The following is a 15,700-nucleotide window of genomic DNA, read 5'->3' as shown; positions in this document are numbered from 1 at the left end:
ATTACATCACTACAACACCAAGCATAGAAAGCGCAGTTACAAGAACGGGAATTGAAATTATTGCAAGTACGGTGGTTACGAACGTTCCTTGCGCCATAGTTTTGGAATCGCCGCCGTATTGGTAGCAAAGCATTGTGCCATTTGTTGCTACTGGCATTCCGGAAATTACAACAATTACAGCAAGCAATAGTGGGTCGCTTACAAAGAAGTGGAATACGAACCAGATGCACAGCGGGTTCACAATTAGCCTAAACAGCGATGCCACCCATAAACGGAACCCACCTATTAGGTCGCGCACGGGCATGTTTGCAAGTGACGAGCCAATTATCAACAGCGCTGCCGGCGTGGTTAGCGATCCAAGCGTTTCAAGCGAGTCACCCAAAACCGGAACAGCGTGAATGTTCAGAAGCGTGCATATAATTGCTATTACGCAAGACACAATTGCGGGCGATAGAAACGTGCGCCATGTGGTGTTCGATTTCTGCGAATTATTATTGTCTTGCGTTAGAAACCAAATTCCCATTGTGAAAACTAAAAAGTTGAACGGCAGATTGAAAACCGCCGCGTAAATAAGCGCTTGCTTCCCAAATATAGCAGAAAGCACTGGAAAGCCAATAAATCCAACATTGCCAAATGTAAGCATGAATTTAAAAACGCCGCGGTGCCCTATAGATATTCGCATAATCGCAGTTAGGGCATACGCGATAACTATTATTACAGCGTAACTAGCGCACGACAAAAGAAATGTTAGCAGGATATTCTCTAAGCTGGGCAGTTCTTCTGCGGTTAGGACGGAACCTAGAATCATAGCAGGCAAGGCCAAGTTGATGATTACTTTCGATAAGGATTTGTCGAAAGTGTCGTTCATAAGGTTTAATTTTTTGGCTGCATACCCCACGCCTACAATGGCGAAAAGGGTAACCATGTTGCCGAATATTTCTAATATGCCACTATCCATAGAAAACATATTAGTCGAAAACCTATTTAGGAAACAGGTTACTTGTAGCACTATAAGCAAAGCCGGTTTTACTTATAGTGCCAAGATTGGGTTGCTTTTTCTAGTTGCTCTAGTCGCCAAACATTTTGCGCTCGGAAATTATGTTCTTCGGTTTGCCCTGCAGCCACCTATCCATTTCGCTTAGCTGATTTCTGCGCCATTGTTCGCTAGATGCCAATTTGTCGGCATAAGCCGCTAGGTCAACTAACAGACGCTTGTAGTCGCCATTAAATTTACTTGTAAGATCTGCCTTAAATAGCGGGAACACTTCGCTTTTTGAATCAAGGTAAACATCTTCATGGTGAAACGCCAGCCATGCGCACAGCACATCTTCCATAGTTATATCTTTAGTGTCTGCAATCTTGTATTCTAATGGCAGCCAATAATTTTCGTACAAAGCCAGCGCCTCGTCGCCAGTTTTGTTGGAAGTTCCAAGCAAAATAGTATTGCGAACTAAGTCTTCAATAGCTAGCCGCTTCCCTTTAGAGTTCAGGCTCTCGAACACTTCTTGCGGGGAATCTTCGCTGGTAAGTTCAATAGCTATAATTTGCAGCAAGTTGCAGCCGCGCCAGAATGTGTTTTCGTCAAAGTCTGGTTGCAGCATTTTATTGCGAAATAGGTCCAAGTTTTCAACTAAACGAGTGGCTATGTCTTCTGGCTCGCTTTGCACTCCAAGCAAATATGCAAGCATATCCTCATCTATTGACGTTAAAAGTAATTTCGGTTGAGCGCCGTTGTCGCACAGCAAAAAGCGCTTTGTTAGCTGCTGAGCGCGTTGCGCTTGGGCATCGCCTTGGGTTTTCAGATACTCGACAAACGCCATTAACATTAGCGTTAATGTTGTAATGCGCTGCTGACCATCAATTACTTGCAGTTTGCTTATTTTGTCAGGCGAATTGTCAGGAGTTGAATATAGAAAAGTGCCAACGAAATGCGCATTGTTTGTAGCGCCTGCATGCATTACATCAGCTATCAAATCTTCGCACTCTCGGGCTGTCCAAGAATATACACGCTGAAATGCGGGCACGCTGAATTGCACATTTGGGCGACCAACTATATCAAGAAATTGCATCTCTTGAGCTTTCATAAATTACTCTCCCTTGACTTCGATACCGTAATGCTGCGAATAGAAATCGCGACTTTGCTGACTAGATGGCGCAAGCGGTCTGTCAGAAACCAAGGTTTTTCTTCCAATTTTTGCCCAATTAGAACTGCGGTATTTTTTAACGGCGTGATATCTGTAGTTTTCAGCCCACACTATGCAAAAACTTAGCAATTCTTCCATAAGGTCTTCGCTGGTACCGTCGTATTCATTAACAAAATACTGTTTGAAATCGTTAAAAGATTCAGAATCGTTCTTAGCTTTCGGTGTTTTGCAGCGTATTACAGTCCATGCTCGCAGCGCATTGTTCAGGCGCAAAGAGCCGGGGTCATCTCCAAAAAGCCCCTGAATTGGCTCCCAGTAATTAACATACAGCCTTTTTTGTTCTTCTTCGCTTTCCGCCAGTAACAAGTAATTTCTTGCCATGTCGGCGGCAACTAAAGGCACGCCTTTTGAGTTAAACGATTCAAATATAGACTGCGCGTTATCTTCGTCTTCAAGTTCTACAACAACCACTTCAAAGCTGTTAAGCCCTTTCCAAAAAGATAGTGGGTCGAAATCTGCAGCCGCCATCTTGGCTACAAAGAAAGCTTTGTTGGCTATAGCATTGTGGTGCTGTTCTGCGGAATCTTCGCTATCTATTGGTTGCTGGCTTTTGTCGGCGTTTAATGCACGCAGAAATTCCGCTTCATCACACTTAGACGGCTGAACCTTTATGCCGCCGTTTGAGCGCAGATATGTTTGTGTAATGTAAGCGCTGTTCAAATCAGTGTCCGCAAAGTTGGCGGCATCCACGCGTTCAGTCAACGCAGCCAACAATAAAAGTGAAGTTAGGGTTCGCTGTTGCCCGTCGATAAGAGATAAAGTAGTTTCTTCATCGATGCAATCTTTTCTATAGAACACAGCTCCGAAAAAATGTGATTTATTTTCATGAGCGCTTCGCTCAATGTCGTTCCAGAATATTTCGCACTGCCATTGCTCCCAAGAGTATGGTCTTTGGAATAGCGGTATAGAAAACTTTGCTCCGTCGGCTGCTAAGAAATCCAGTAGTTTCTTTGTTTCAACATGCATAGTTTTCACCTCCTGTAATCTTCTGACAAAAGACTACAGAGATGTGCGTAGCGATTTCGTACAAATAAGGCAAATGTGTACAGTTTCAGAAGTTGCGCGTCGCGTTCACGCCTCCTCGTATGTAAGTATCCAGCAATTTTTGAATTTGCTGCCAGTCGCTATCTAGCGTTTTGTCCATAGCGACGGTGTAGCACCCGCTCATTTGGAATCGGAACAAAGCGCGCTTCGCCTTCGCGGTGAATTTGGCGTTATCGGAATTGTTAGCCTCTTCGGGGCAATTATACGAATACATAATGTCAAGAATTGTTGGCAGAAAAGATGGGTCGCGCACCAATGCATCATATTTGCCCGCGTCGCGTATTGCCACACAAAATGGACGGTATCCATCGGCATTGGGTTGGCATTCGCCACAGCGCAGTTGCGTTCCTAGCGATCGCAGTCCTTTGCAAAAATCCGCTACAGCATCGTCGAAGATTTCTCGCGTGTTTGCATAGTGACTGTAAAGAGTAGACCGGCTAACCGACGCACCTGCCGCCAATTCCGACATAGTAATGTCGTCTAGTTGTTTTTCACCCAGCAGCGAAAGCAAGGAATTCTTTATGGCTTCGCGGCTTCGTTCGCTACGTATAGTCAAGTGTGGCGCTTTCCTTAGATTGGTTTTTCGTACATGTTGTACGATTACAAATTCTACTAGATTAGACTTTTCCTTATCAAAGGTTAACCTCAGCCCAATTTTCTAACTCAATACCTTGCACGCGCGAAAATTCTCGCGTGTTGCCAGTAATTAATGTTGCATTATTTGCAATTGCTGTTGCTGCTATAAGCATGTCGTTCGGACCAATCTTCTGCCCACGCTTTTCAAGATCGGCTCGTATCTTTGCATATTCAATGGCACAACCGCTGTCAAATGGAACAATTCTATATGGCGCTAAGAAACGTTCAAGCAGCAATTTGTTCTTCTTTGGATGATTGCTCTTTTTGGCACCGGTACGAAGTTCAGCTTCTGAAATTGCAGATACACCAAATAATGAAGGCTCGCTTGCACGCATCAATTCATAAGTGTACGGCAGATTTCCTCGCATCAGATTGATGCAAATGTCAGAATCAAGCAGATACATACACGCCTCTAATCGAAAGCAGGAAGTGGACCATCAGTTACAGCATCAAGGTCGGGCGGAACAATAAAACTATCGTCGTTAAGGCAGCCGTATACTGAATCCCAATAGCCCTTCGGCCATGAAGTGGAATTGCGGTTATCCATGATAAGTTCCGACACATAACTAGAAAGAGACCGCTGTTCTTTTTTACAGACAGAGCGCAGCTGAGCCATAGCAGCATCGTTCAAATATAGCGAAACCTGAGACATAACATGCCCTTCTCAAGCAAAACAAATATAGTATATTATATTTTATAATATACTATTATAAAAAGCTATCTAAGCGTTACCAGAGTCTTCAGTTTTAGCAGAACCGATGAATGGATTGCACCTCCCGTTGCGAAAGCCGCGAAGGGACGGAACGCATGAAGCTACGAAAAAATAGTATCGAGCACATCTGCGCGCCGAGAGCAATATCGGTTAATAAACTTTACCCTCTTATACAAATACCTCTTTCAAATTTAGAACCGTTTCTCAGCAGCCTGCTCCCCGTCTGCGGTGACGAGGACATGAAATGGCAAGTCTGGAGGATAGTGAAAAGATTGCAGTGCTTGCTGCGCAGTTGTTCGCGAGGCTTTTCTCGCCAAAACAATACTTGCGTGGCGGCATCGCGCCGTTTCACTAGAGAAGAGGCCTGGAATGGAGGTCAGGTCGGATGGGAGGTTTCTATGGAAGAAAGAGTTGTGTACGGGTACGCCCGCGTATCGTCGAAGGACCAGAACTTGGACCGGCAATTCGACGCGCTTGCAGCATTTGGGGTGATGCCAGAGAGAGTGTTTGCAGATAAGGCTAGCGGCAAAAACTTCGAGCGCCCCGAATACCGCAGCCTTATGACAACTCTGTGTGAAGGTGATGTTCTCGTTGTAAAGAGCATCGACCGACTTGGGCGCAACTACGAGGAAATACTAAGCGAGTGGCGCACCATCACCAAGGAAAAGGGTGTGGGTGTCGTGGTTTTAGACATGCCCCTGCTTGATACCCGCGCGACGCAGGAAAGCATAACGGGCGTGTTTATTGCCGACATTGTCCTTCAGCTTTTAAGCTACGTTGCGCAGGTCGAGCGCGAGAATATACGCCAGCGTCAGGCTGAGGGAATAGCGGCGGCGCACGCTCGTGGGGTCAAGTTCGGCAGACCGAAAAAGAAGCGACCCGCATGCTACGAGGACACTAAGCAGTCTTATTTGAGCGGGCATATCACCCGGCGAGAGGCTGCCAACCGCCTCAAAATATGCGCGACGACATTTGATAGATGGTTGAAGTCCGACGGGAAAGAAAGTTTCAAATAACTTTGTTTACGCAGGTGAGAAGGATATTTTGAGACTCGCAAAAAGCACACTTTTTTACGCAACAATAATTATCGTATTATAAATCTCCTCCCTCCCATACAACACCCGGAAAACTGACTTTTTATTAAATCAAAAGGTCCTTTCGCGACGACCTCGCAAAAAGTGTACTTTTTGGTGACACTCGTGCGTGGAGAAGCCTCCACGTTTCTGGATGTTGCCTTGGTTAGAGGGAGGTGAGCCGATTTGGCAGCAGTTAAGGCCGTCGCTGCCGAGAGGCTTCTGAGTGGCGTTCATGCAGGCGATAGTCTGCGCGGATGTGCACGCTGGTACCTCGTACACGTACCTGAAGGACTCGAGGCATCTACGTGCGAAAAGGTGCGCGGCGTCGTCGCGCCCGAGTTGCTCGACGACGCCTTCGTAATATGTAAGGAACGCTGGTTTAAGCGCGGTGGTGTTTGGCGTTTAGAATCCGCGCCGATATATAGTGGCTATTTCTTTGCCGTGTCGCGCGACGGACGTGCGCTGGCACGCTCCATTTCCCGCCTAAGTTTTCCTGTCGAAGTTGCCGGCGCGCGCAGTATGCGCCCGACACCGCTATCGATAGAAGCCCAAGCGTGGTTCGAGTCTGCCTTAGACGACAAGCGAATCCTGCGCAACAGTACTGCAGTAATAGCGAATGGGCAGTTGCGTGTGCAGAGCGGTCCTCTGGTAGGTCAGGAAGCGCGCGTTAGCAAGATTGACCGCCACAAGCGCTGCTGTGTGGTGCGAGTGGGCGATGGCGGACGCGGGTTCACCGAGTTCATGCCCATAGAAGTTCCCTTCAAGAGTTAGGGCAACTGGCATGTGGTTCGCGATAAATGTGAAACAGGGCTGCGAGCAAGAGGCGCTATCACTCTTGCGGGGCACCGCCGCAGCTGACAGTCTTCAAGAGCTGTTCGTACCGAGCGCAGTAACACGCACGGTACGCGGCGGAAAAATGGTCGAGAGCGCAGAGCCTCTGATCCCCGGTGTTGTTGTGGCTGTGGCACCCGGCAGACACGAGGTGCGAGCCGCTTTACGGCACGCTCGCGGTGTTGACGAGGTGCTTACTTCCCGACCCGGTGCCGCACAGATGGCAGATGCTGAGGTCGCGCTTATCGATGCGCTGACGCGTCCGGGATGCCGTGTTGTCGGCTTTTCAGAAGGATTTGTCGGGAAAGGCGGCGAAGTTACGGTGATAAACGGACCGCTTTGCGGACACGAAGATTTAATCCGTCGCATAAGCCATCGCGGCAAGCGCGCCTATGTGCACATGAGCGTAGCAGGACATGAGGTGGAAGCTCGTATGGGTCTGCGCGTTACACGCCAGCGCGAAGGTGCCGCAATGGCGAAGGCAGGGTCGCGGGCTAATGCGCAAACTTTAGCGCCGCAGATTGCTGTAGCGGCAACCACCTGAGGCGAAGCTGGCGTATGCCAGCTTCCTACGGCGGGAGCGCAGGCGTGCCTCCGCCGTAGGAAGCTGCTTTTTCGGCAGCAACCTCAAAACTACATACTCCCGGGAAGCCTTGCGAGCAGCTCCTTCCACAGAGGGCTTGCAGGTGCGGGAACAATACGTTTGACCAAACAGGTCTAGGCGACCATAGCGAAGCTATGTTCGTTGAAGACCCCTGAAACCTTTGAAGGAAGGAATAGCGAAGCTATGCCCCATTTCGACTGGTATGCGGTGCAGGTTATGTCTGGACAAGAGCGCAAGATGATACAGTTTATCGAAACTGCGTGTGCAGAGGATGACGAAGAATCTGCCGACTTGCAGGAGCCACTTGTACTAGATGAATGCTTCGCGCCCCGCTACCGCACACAAAAGAAAATGTATGGCGAGTGGCGAAATGTGGAGCGAGCCCTGATGCCGGGCTATCTTATAGCTGCTGTTAATGATCCTGTTCAGCTGGCGCAGCGCTTGCGCCGTGTGAATGATTTTTGCCGAGTGGTTAAGAGTGGTCAGACGTATGTTCCTTTGAACGCTTACGAGCGCACATGGCTGGAAGCCCACACTAGCCGCGGCGACCGCGTGGTCCCTATGAGCTTTGGTCGCAAAGTGGGCGATACGCTGGAAGTGACACAGGGTCCGCTTAAGGGTTACGAAGGGCGCATTACGAAAGTGAAACGCTCCGACAGCCTAGCGTTGTTGGAGTTCCATGTGGGTTCCATAAGGATAAAAACCACCGTTGGTCTGGGTATTCTCCCGGAGTAATGGCGGGAAACAATAAAGAAAAGATTGCAAGAAACTTTTGATAATCAAATAGATAACGCAGCGGCAGCAGAATTGCTTGCGAACCCAACGTGTGTAGGTGCCGATGCCAACACCAACGTTCGCACCCAACCCCTACCATACCGCTTCATAAAGCGCACATTCGATATTGTGTTTAGCAGTGCAGTTATAGTAGTTGGGTTTGTACCAGCGCTAATATTATCTATTGCAATAGTTATAGATTCTCCGGGGGCAAGTCCAATTTATTCTCAAACTAGACTAGGTAGAGGCGAGAAGCCTTTTAAGATGTATAAGTTTAGAAGCATGATACCTAGTGCAGATGAACTACTACCTAATCTAAAAGATAAAAACGAAGCAACAGGACCTCTGTTTAAGATTAAAGATGACCCACGTGTTACTCGTGTAGGGCACTTCATTAGAAAACATTCAATAGATGAACTGCCTCAGTTTCTAAATGTATTTCTAGGACAGCTTTCTTGTGTAGGACCTCGTCCTCCTCTTCCAAGTGAAGTAGCTGAGTATACAGAGCGTGACCGTCTTCGCCTAACAGTAAAACCGGGACTTTCAGGCTATTGGCAAATAAGTGGCAGAAGTGACCTTACATTCAACGACATGGTAAATCTAGATATCGACTACATAAACGATGCGTCCCCTATAACCGATCTAAAAATTATCGGCAAAACTGCTCTAATCATGGTTAAAGGTGACGGAGCTTACTAATCAGTTGAAAGAGTCTTTAGACACCCAGCATGTTTTCATAATAGGGTCAAAGGGTATTCCCGCTAAATATGGCGGTTTTGAAACCTTTGTTGAGAAGCTTACTGAATATCAGGTATCTAAAGACATTCAGTATCATGTGGCTTGTGCTGTAGATAAAATGCCCAAAGAAAGAGAATATGAATACAATGGCGCACATTGCTTTTGTATAGAGTGGCGCCCTATTGGTGCTGCTAGAGCAATTACCTATGACCTTGATGCTCTTAAGTGGTCTCTTAATTATATTGAAAAAGAAAATATCAAGCATCCAATAATCTATATTCTTGCATGTCGAATAGGACCATTCATTGGTCATTATGTAAAACGGATTCATGAATTAGGAGGCAAAGTTTTTGTCAATCCTGATGGACATGAATGGATGCGTGCAAAATGGAGTGCTCCGGTAAAGCGATATTGGAAGATTTCAGAAAAAGGAATGATTAAACATGCTGATCTGGTTATCTGCGACAGTAAAACCATAGAAGCATATATTCAGCGTGAATACTCTAAATACAACCCAAAAACTACCTATATTGCATATGGTGCAGATACAACGCCATCCCCTTTAAAAGATGACTCACCTGTATTTGTAGAGTGGCTAAACAAAAACGAACTTACTCCTGATAACTACTATTTAGTAGTAGGACGTTTTGTTCCTGAAAATAATTACGAAACTATAATTCGTGAATTCATGGCTTCAAACACTAAACGCGATTTAGTAATAATCACAAAAGCTGAAGGCTCATTTTTAAGTGAATTAGAAAACAAACTACATTTCTCTAATGACCCAAGAATCAAATTTGTAGGAACGGTTTATGACCAAGACCTCCTAAAGAAGATACGAGAGAAGGCTTTTGCATATATACACGGTCATGAAGTTGGAGGCACAAACCCGAGTTTGTTAGAGGCGCTTGCATCTACTAAGTTAAATCTTCTTTTAGATGTCGGATTCAATAGAGAAGTAGCAGAGAACACTGCATTATATTGGGAGAAAGAAATTGCTTCTCTAAATAGTTTGATAGATGGTATTGATTTGCATTTTAAAGATACCGAGAAAATATCATTAAACAATCCGATGTCAAGAGTTGAAGCGAAATACTCTTGGCACCATATTGATGATGAGTATAGTTCTTTGTTTCACCTTATGATTCAAGGTTCGTTTTGAAAATTCTTCATGTGTCTATAGGTTTACCTCCATTAAGGAAAGGCGGTCTTGTTAGATACTGCATGGATTTAATCAATGCCCAGCAAAAAGCTGGTGATGAAGTTGCGCTATTATTTCCGGGCTCACATAAAATAGGTAAAAATACAACAATAAAGCAAAATTATTTTGGCGGAATCAAGGTTTTTGAAGTGGTTAATCCTTTGCCTGTCGCTTTAACTTTCGGGATAGGGAATCCATGCTCTTTCATGGAAACAGCTGATAGTCCATCTTATAAAACTCTTTTAGAGTTATGGAGTCCTGATGTTATCCATGTACATAGTATTATGGGAATTCATAAGGAGTTTTTTGAATTAGCACATAAAATGGGCATTCGCATTGTCTTTACAACGCATGATTACTATCCGATATGTCTTCGATGTTGTTTTGTGAATGTTGATGGAATTTTATGTGATGGACCTTCTGGGGAAAAGTGTGCCAATTGTAATTTTAAAAGCGGAATAACGAAAACAAGTAGTTTTATTATGCAGTCGCAAATGTATAAATCGCTTAAGCAAACATCGTTTATGAAAAGAATTAATAATAGAGCGAAAAACCTAATGATAGATAGATGCAACAAAGATGTTGTTTCTTTGGAGATTGTTGAAGAGTATCAAAAACTATTAAATTACTATACGAGAACTATGCTTCTTATGGATAAGTTGCTTTGTAACAGCGAATTGACTAAATCTATTTATTTCAAATACTTTCCATCAATTGAATCCGTTTATCTGCCTATAACACATGACTTTCTTCCGAATTGCTGTCTAGATAGATCTAATGCGAGGAACAATGAAGTGGTATTAGGTTATATGGGCGGTACGAATCCATGCAAAGGATTAAATATATTATTAGATGCTCTCTATTATTTAGATCATTATAGAATCAAATGGAAGCTATTTCTTTATGGAGATGACTATGGTGACTTTATTGATGATGAGAGAATAATCGATAAAGGTTCTTACTGCTTTTCGGACGAGATGTCAGTATTTCGGGATTTGGATGTTGTTATAGTGCCATCCGTATGGCCAGAAACGTTTAGTTTCATTACTCTTGAAGCTTTATTGTCTGGAGTTCCAGTGGTGTGCTCTGATACGGTTGGGGCAAAGGATTTGGTTCCAAAAGATCTAATATTTGAGAGCGGGAATCCAGTTTCTTTGGCGCGAGTTTTAGTTGATCTAATTAATGGCAATATAGCTAAAGCAACAGTACTCGATAAGAAGAAATATGATATGGAAACACATTGCGTGTGTGTAAAACGACAATATCAATCCTAAACATAATATTTGATTAATAAAAGATCAGACAAAGTCCATCAAAGAAATTTCTAGAATTTTTCAATGCCATTATCGAGAAAAATATGTGTGTTATCGCTTGTTATTGCTGTTGCAATTGTATGCGAGCTATCTATTCCTAATCAGGCGATTTTACAGAAAGCATTATGGATACTGCTTGCGATAGTAGGTATTTTCGTATTTATTATGCGAGATAGATACAACTTAGTTCTAAATCGAATGTTCCTTATTGCGAATCTTGCTTACGCTCCTTTTGTGATTGCAGCAATAGGTACTGTTTCTATGTATTTTTTAGTTGGTGATGAATTAAACATTACTATTCAGGCGATTACTACTACCATCTATTTAATAGTGGATATGCTGGCAGCATACTGTCTTGTGTCTGTCTTTAAGACGAAATCTATATTGATAATGATTGCGGCCATATGTTTGTCATATGCGCTATCTTTGTTTGTAGGATTTTTGTCTGTTGGGCTAAATGGGTTCATATTGTATTTGTCGGGCTCTAATTTAATTAGTTCAGTTTGGTTCGAAAAGCATGATGTAGGGGTATCGGTTGTGCCTCTGGTTATTTTTTTGATATTTAAATTTAAAGAAATGGGAAACTCTAATAAGCGGATTTGTATAGCTGTACTATTGGCGCTTATGTTAATTCTTTTTATTTGCGGCAAGCGGAGTGCGTTAATGGGTCTTTGCGTGGGGATATTTTGCTTTTTAATTTACAGGATTACGAGGGATGAAAGAAATCGCATCTCGGTTGTTTTTATCTCGGCAATTTGTGTACTTATAGGTTCTTATGCATATGTATGTATTATTCATAGTGGGATATTAGGAAACATAGCGAATTATTTTGCAATAAATAGTATGGGCAGAATCGAAGTTTATGAATGGTTCACCGATCAGTATGATATTACACCGGTGTATTTCGGCAAAGGATTCCAATATATTCATCAATATATGAATGCTGGACTTGGTAGTGAACTGGTCAATGATTTTGATTATCTTCACAATAGTATCCTTCAAATATATATAGAAACAGGTTTCTGGGGTTTTTGGGCTTGGTTTATTTTTATTTTGATTATATTTCCCTATTCGATAAAAAGATATTTTGGGAATCGATGCTATATATTTGCGTCTACATTAATGATTGTGACGGTAGCAATATTTATGACTGATAATGTGCTGACGTATCCTTTGTATCAGTTAACTTTATATGTAACACTGTTTGCATTTATAATAAATAAAAATAGTGATGCCCGAAAACATTTTACTGTTTCTTTTGTTGGCTGCAAAAGCGAAAAGAGATTCATATCGATAATTTAACCTACATTATTGTAACTTGGAATAATGAGAATACGATAGTCAACTGCGTTGATTCCATTTTGGAATACGAATCTGGTTCATCAATTGTTGTTGTGGATAATTGTTCCACAGACTCAACCATTGAATTACTAAAAGACAAGTTTGATGGAAACATTACTCTGATTGAACAAGACAGCAATGTTGGTTTTGCGGAGGGTAATAACAGAGGATTGGAATATGTACACACTGAATATGTTTGCTTTTTAAATCCAGATACAGTTTTAATTGAAAGTATCAGCGGGGATATTGTCTCATACTTTTGTAAAAATAAGAGTGTTGGTATTGTGGGACCTGCTCTTTTGAATCCAGATGGAACCATGCAACCATCAGTCAGCACTTTCGAGCGTCCTTTTAATACGTTTATTCGAAACTTGGGAATAGGAAGGTTTTTACCAAAAAGGTTAAAAAGAAAATATACTCCATTCTATTATATATACGATACGCCTTGTATAGTAGATTGGCTTATGGGTGCTGCTTTATATTCGCGAACGATGGATATAAAAGCTATAGATGGATTTAGCAAAGATTATTATATGTATACAGAAGATATGGATCTTTGTATAAAAATGAGTACTTTGCTTGGGAAACATACAGTTATATTTCCTGATAAAAAAGTAATTCATATTGGTGGTGTTAGCGAACTGCAAAATATGAGTTACCATAAGTTCAGAAAAATGCAGGAAAATGAACTTGTATTTATTAAGAAGTTTTATCCAGAATTGCTAAATAGATATAAATTGCTAAAAAAAATATCATTTAGAATTCGGGGGCTTTTCGTCATTTTATTCGTACATAATGATTCTAGGAATGGGTTATTAAATAATGTAAAGATAGCTGTAGATGTACTAGAGAATAGTTTTCTATGAATATCTTGAAAGGAATTCAATAAAGGACGGGTAAGTCTTAAAACGTGTGGGACAATTCACCAAATTTGATGTCTGAACTGGTAAAACAAAGAAAACCTAACCTCGATTCTACGATTAAGGACAAAATAGGGGTATAAAAACATAAGCCCTCTTTAAGAACAGCTTTTAAAAAATGACTAGTACAGCTAGAACTGAATATGTTGATACTTATATGGAGGAACTCGAGAGCCCATCTCGACATCCTTACTTAGTGACTCTCATCCTCTTTTCTCTTGTCGCTTCTTGTAAACAGCGGAACAGGTTTGTTGGGTTTTCTCTCATGTCCAAGTACCAGCATACAGCGATGTCTAAGACTTGCAAAACTCATAAATCCCCGACATGTACGTATGATGTCTTTGATCTGCCTGTTAAGGCTTTCTGCCACGGCTGTTCTGCTTTCTGAGGGTGCGGACTGTCATAGGGATCTTAAGAGAGCTCTACTCTCTCTTAAGATCCCTATTGAAAACATGGGAGGGCAAGGATATCTGTCCCTCTACTCTATTGATAATAAAGCCCGTCTTATACGCTCAACTGTAGGGCTTAGCGACTCTGGGAAAGGTACAAAACGCTACATCATACAAAAACAGGCAGAAAACGCATGGGTAGACAAGAGACAGTGAAAACCTTGATAAATCCCATACGTTTTAAGACTTACCCAATTCCAAGTCAACGTTCGAAGGCAAAATAAGGATACAAAAAATTAAGCCCTTCTTAAAGTAGCTTCAAAAAATATGACCAAAAGTCACAAAATTGAATATCTTGGGCCTTTCCGAAAATCGTGTTGCCGATAACTCAAAAACATTAACTTGATCAGGTGTTTTAGATGAGAATTAAGACGGCAACACCAGTTTTAGAAGAAAAGCGATAGGTTTTTGGCCGCACTATCAGATGCCCCTAGATTCAAGGGCTTTAAAACAAGCTATGAGATATGAGCTTTACAACTAAGAAAACGACATCATGCGACCTCGCACCTAGGCGGGTCCCTGGGTACAGGCAGGTGTGTCATGTCCTGCCCCTAGCGCTTTTTCTTGTGCTTGGAAGTCTTGGCGGCAAAGGCGGCAGCTTGGGCTTTCTTTCTTCTTACGTAGGCAGTGGTACCCTCAATAGCATCCGGTGCTCCAAAGGCCAAAAGCAGCCGTCTTCTGGTCTCTTTAAAGGGATCAAACCCACGGCTTTTGCGCTTGAGTTCTTTGATCTTGTCATTAGTCGATTCTGCCCGTGCTGTGTTGATATGGCTTATCGTTGCCGTTATCAGGTAGCGTTTGTACTTAGCAACAGTTTTGGCAAAGCGTCTCATCTCAGGTATCTCAAGTCCGCTTGCCTTGCTAATCCAGCTATCAAGCACCTTCTCGCATTCCTGCCTATCGGTTCAAGGTCGGTCTTGCCATATGTAGTAGAGCTGAAGTGTCAGATAAGCTTGCCGCAAGTGAGAGTGCTTAGAGTCACAGATGGCAAGTATGTTACATATTGTCTTCTTTTCTACCTCTATCCACGGCGCGTCTTTGAACTCACGTCTTCTCTTGCCCCGGTTGGCTGCAAGCTTTCGGTGGCGTCTTTTGATATCAGCCCTGTTGCTTGCACCCTTTTGCAGACGACACCTCGCATCGTCTATGCAGGAAACACCGATCTTTGCGACATGGAACCGGTCAACTCCTATACAAGCAAACCTACACCACTTCTTTGCTGCGTTCAGATAGATGTCGTACATGTCAGAGCACATATGTCCATCGGGATGTCAAGTAGCAATATGAGCCTAACCCCTGATTTGCGCAGACAGGGGTTAGGCTCCAATCCATTGGATTCAGTGCGATCAAGCGCATCCGTTCAGTGGCTATCTATCGATAGTTTCTCCCGGTCGCTCAAGCGATCCAGTCACATATTCGTGGATACAGTACAAGACTGCCCACATGTTGATCTCTTCGGTAGAGGCAGAGCCGCAGAGCCGCAGAAAGCGACAAATTCAAAAGTCGTACGTAGCAAAGGAGAGTACTTTGTTGTACATGCTCTGAACGCGGGTTGCCAAAACGCGTCAACGGCACTGAACCAGGGATGGGGTATGCTGGTCCAAGAACTAGGGAAGACCCAGTTCTTGGTCTACCTGACGTCCGATGACCCAGATCCACTTGATCATTTCGGAGGCTATGGCCACTTTTGCTGTATTGGAGTTTTTGCCCAAGTCATCGACCATATGCAAGTATCTCTCGAAAAGCCGCTTGTTGGCCTTTGCGGCGATGGCCTCCACTTCGCCGGAGACAGACCTTCCCTTGAGAGGGTATTTCTTATGGGGCTGGCGCGACCGTATGGAAGCATTACATTCGATG

At 43.4% G+C, this 15,700-nt stretch carries 16 protein-coding genes and 1 pseudogene; 9 read left to right on the top strand and 8 right to left on the bottom strand.

Annotated features, from left to right (window positions below):
- Position 1 precedes the first annotated feature (1 nt).
- From G7Y46_RS01330 to G7Y46_RS01305, 6 genes are all read right to left on the bottom strand, one after another.
- Positions 2-967, bottom strand: a complete 966-nt coding sequence (locus G7Y46_RS01330; protein WP_241156999.1) for an AEC family transporter — start codon at positions 965-967, stop codon at positions 2-4.
- Between the two features lie 100 nt (positions 968-1,067).
- Positions 1,068-2,084: a DUF262 domain-containing protein gene (locus G7Y46_RS01325; protein ID WP_165251878.1), complete on the bottom strand. Its 1,017-nt coding sequence runs from the start codon at positions 2,082-2,084 to the stop codon at positions 1,068-1,070.
- Positions 2,085-2,087: 3 nt separating this feature from the next.
- Positions 2,088-3,170, bottom strand: a complete 1,083-nt coding sequence (locus tag G7Y46_RS01320; RefSeq protein WP_165251876.1) for a DUF262 domain-containing protein — start codon at positions 3,168-3,170, stop codon at positions 2,088-2,090.
- A gap of 85 nt (positions 3,171-3,255) precedes the next feature.
- The gene (locus G7Y46_RS01315; RefSeq protein WP_165251874.1) at positions 3,256-3,804 is read right to left on the bottom strand and encodes a TetR/AcrR family transcriptional regulator; all 549 of its coding nucleotides are present in this window, start codon (positions 3,802-3,804) and stop codon (positions 3,256-3,258) included.
- 76 nt (positions 3,805-3,880) lie between these two features.
- A complete protein-coding gene (locus G7Y46_RS01310; RefSeq protein ID WP_165251871.1) occupies positions 3,881-4,288 on the bottom strand; it encodes a type II toxin-antitoxin system VapC family toxin in 408 nt (135 codons plus the stop codon).
- Positions 4,289-4,296: 8 nt separating this feature from the next.
- Complete coding sequence (locus G7Y46_RS01305; protein WP_165251869.1) at positions 4,297-4,536, bottom strand: hypothetical protein; 240 nt, start codon at positions 4,534-4,536, stop codon at positions 4,297-4,299.
- Positions 4,537-4,994: 458 nt separating this feature from the next.
- On the opposite strand from G7Y46_RS01305, the gene G7Y46_RS01300 reads away from it, so the two are divergent.
- The 9 genes from G7Y46_RS01300 to G7Y46_RS01260 all read left to right on the top strand — a co-directional run bounded on the left by G7Y46_RS01300 (position 4,995) and on the right by G7Y46_RS01260 (position 13,340).
- Positions 4,995-5,612 carry a recombinase family protein gene (locus tag G7Y46_RS01300; RefSeq protein WP_165062524.1) on the top strand — a complete coding sequence of 206 codons (618 nt, stop codon included), beginning with the start codon at positions 4,995-4,997 and terminating at the stop codon, positions 5,610-5,612.
- Between the two features lie 243 nt (positions 5,613-5,855).
- On the top strand, positions 5,856-6,443 hold the full coding sequence (locus G7Y46_RS01295; protein ID WP_165251868.1) for a hypothetical protein: 588 nt from the start codon (positions 5,856-5,858) through the stop codon (positions 6,441-6,443).
- A gap of 10 nt (positions 6,444-6,453) precedes the next feature.
- Positions 6,454-7,047 (top strand): transcription termination/antitermination NusG family protein, encoded by a 594-nt coding sequence (locus tag G7Y46_RS01290; RefSeq protein WP_165251866.1) that lies wholly within the window; start codon positions 6,454-6,456, stop codon positions 7,045-7,047.
- 243 nt (positions 7,048-7,290) lie between these two features.
- Positions 7,291-7,842, top strand: coding sequence for a transcription termination/antitermination NusG family protein (locus tag G7Y46_RS01285; protein ID WP_165251864.1), 552 nt, complete (start codon positions 7,291-7,293; stop codon positions 7,840-7,842).
- 24 nt (positions 7,843-7,866) lie between these two features.
- Positions 7,867-8,580 carry a sugar transferase gene (locus tag G7Y46_RS01280; protein ID WP_241156998.1) on the top strand — a complete coding sequence of 238 codons (714 nt, stop codon included), beginning with the start codon at positions 7,867-7,869 and terminating at the stop codon, positions 8,578-8,580.
- Positions 8,564-9,781 carry a DUF1972 domain-containing protein gene (locus G7Y46_RS01275; protein ID WP_241156997.1) on the top strand — a complete coding sequence of 406 codons (1,218 nt, stop codon included), beginning with the start codon at positions 8,564-8,566 and terminating at the stop codon, positions 9,779-9,781. Before G7Y46_RS01280 ends, G7Y46_RS01275 begins: the two co-directional genes overlap by 17 nt.
- A complete protein-coding gene (locus G7Y46_RS01270; RefSeq protein ID WP_165251862.1) occupies positions 9,778-11,094 on the top strand; it encodes a glycosyltransferase in 1,317 nt (438 codons plus the stop codon). Before G7Y46_RS01275 ends, G7Y46_RS01270 begins: the two co-directional genes overlap by 4 nt.
- A 63-nt stretch (positions 11,095-11,157) precedes the next feature.
- Positions 11,158-12,435, top strand: coding sequence for an O-antigen ligase family protein (locus G7Y46_RS01265; protein WP_165251860.1), 1,278 nt, complete (start codon positions 11,158-11,160; stop codon positions 12,433-12,435).
- Positions 12,399-13,340 carry a glycosyltransferase family 2 protein gene (locus G7Y46_RS01260; RefSeq protein ID WP_165251944.1) on the top strand — a complete coding sequence of 314 codons (942 nt, stop codon included), beginning with the start codon at positions 12,399-12,401 and terminating at the stop codon, positions 13,338-13,340. Before G7Y46_RS01265 ends, G7Y46_RS01260 begins: the two co-directional genes overlap by 37 nt.
- 1,054 nt (positions 13,341-14,394) lie before the next feature.
- Here G7Y46_RS01260 and G7Y46_RS09120 read toward each other — a convergent pair.
- Positions 14,395-15,099, bottom strand: a pseudogene (locus G7Y46_RS09120) (transposase).
- A 351-nt stretch (positions 15,100-15,450) separates the two neighbouring features.
- Positions 15,451-15,700: hypothetical protein (locus G7Y46_RS09065; RefSeq protein ID WP_206214155.1), on the bottom strand; the 250-nt coding region annotated here is incomplete at its 5' end.

The sequence above is a fragment of the Adlercreutzia sp. ZJ304 genome (genome assembly GCF_011039075.1).
In the GTDB taxonomy this organism is placed as follows: Bacteria; Actinomycetota; Coriobacteriia; order Coriobacteriales; family Eggerthellaceae; genus Adlercreutzia_A.
The sequence above is the reverse complement of the archived record's forward strand: the minus strand, read 5'-3'. Positions and strand labels throughout refer to the sequence as shown.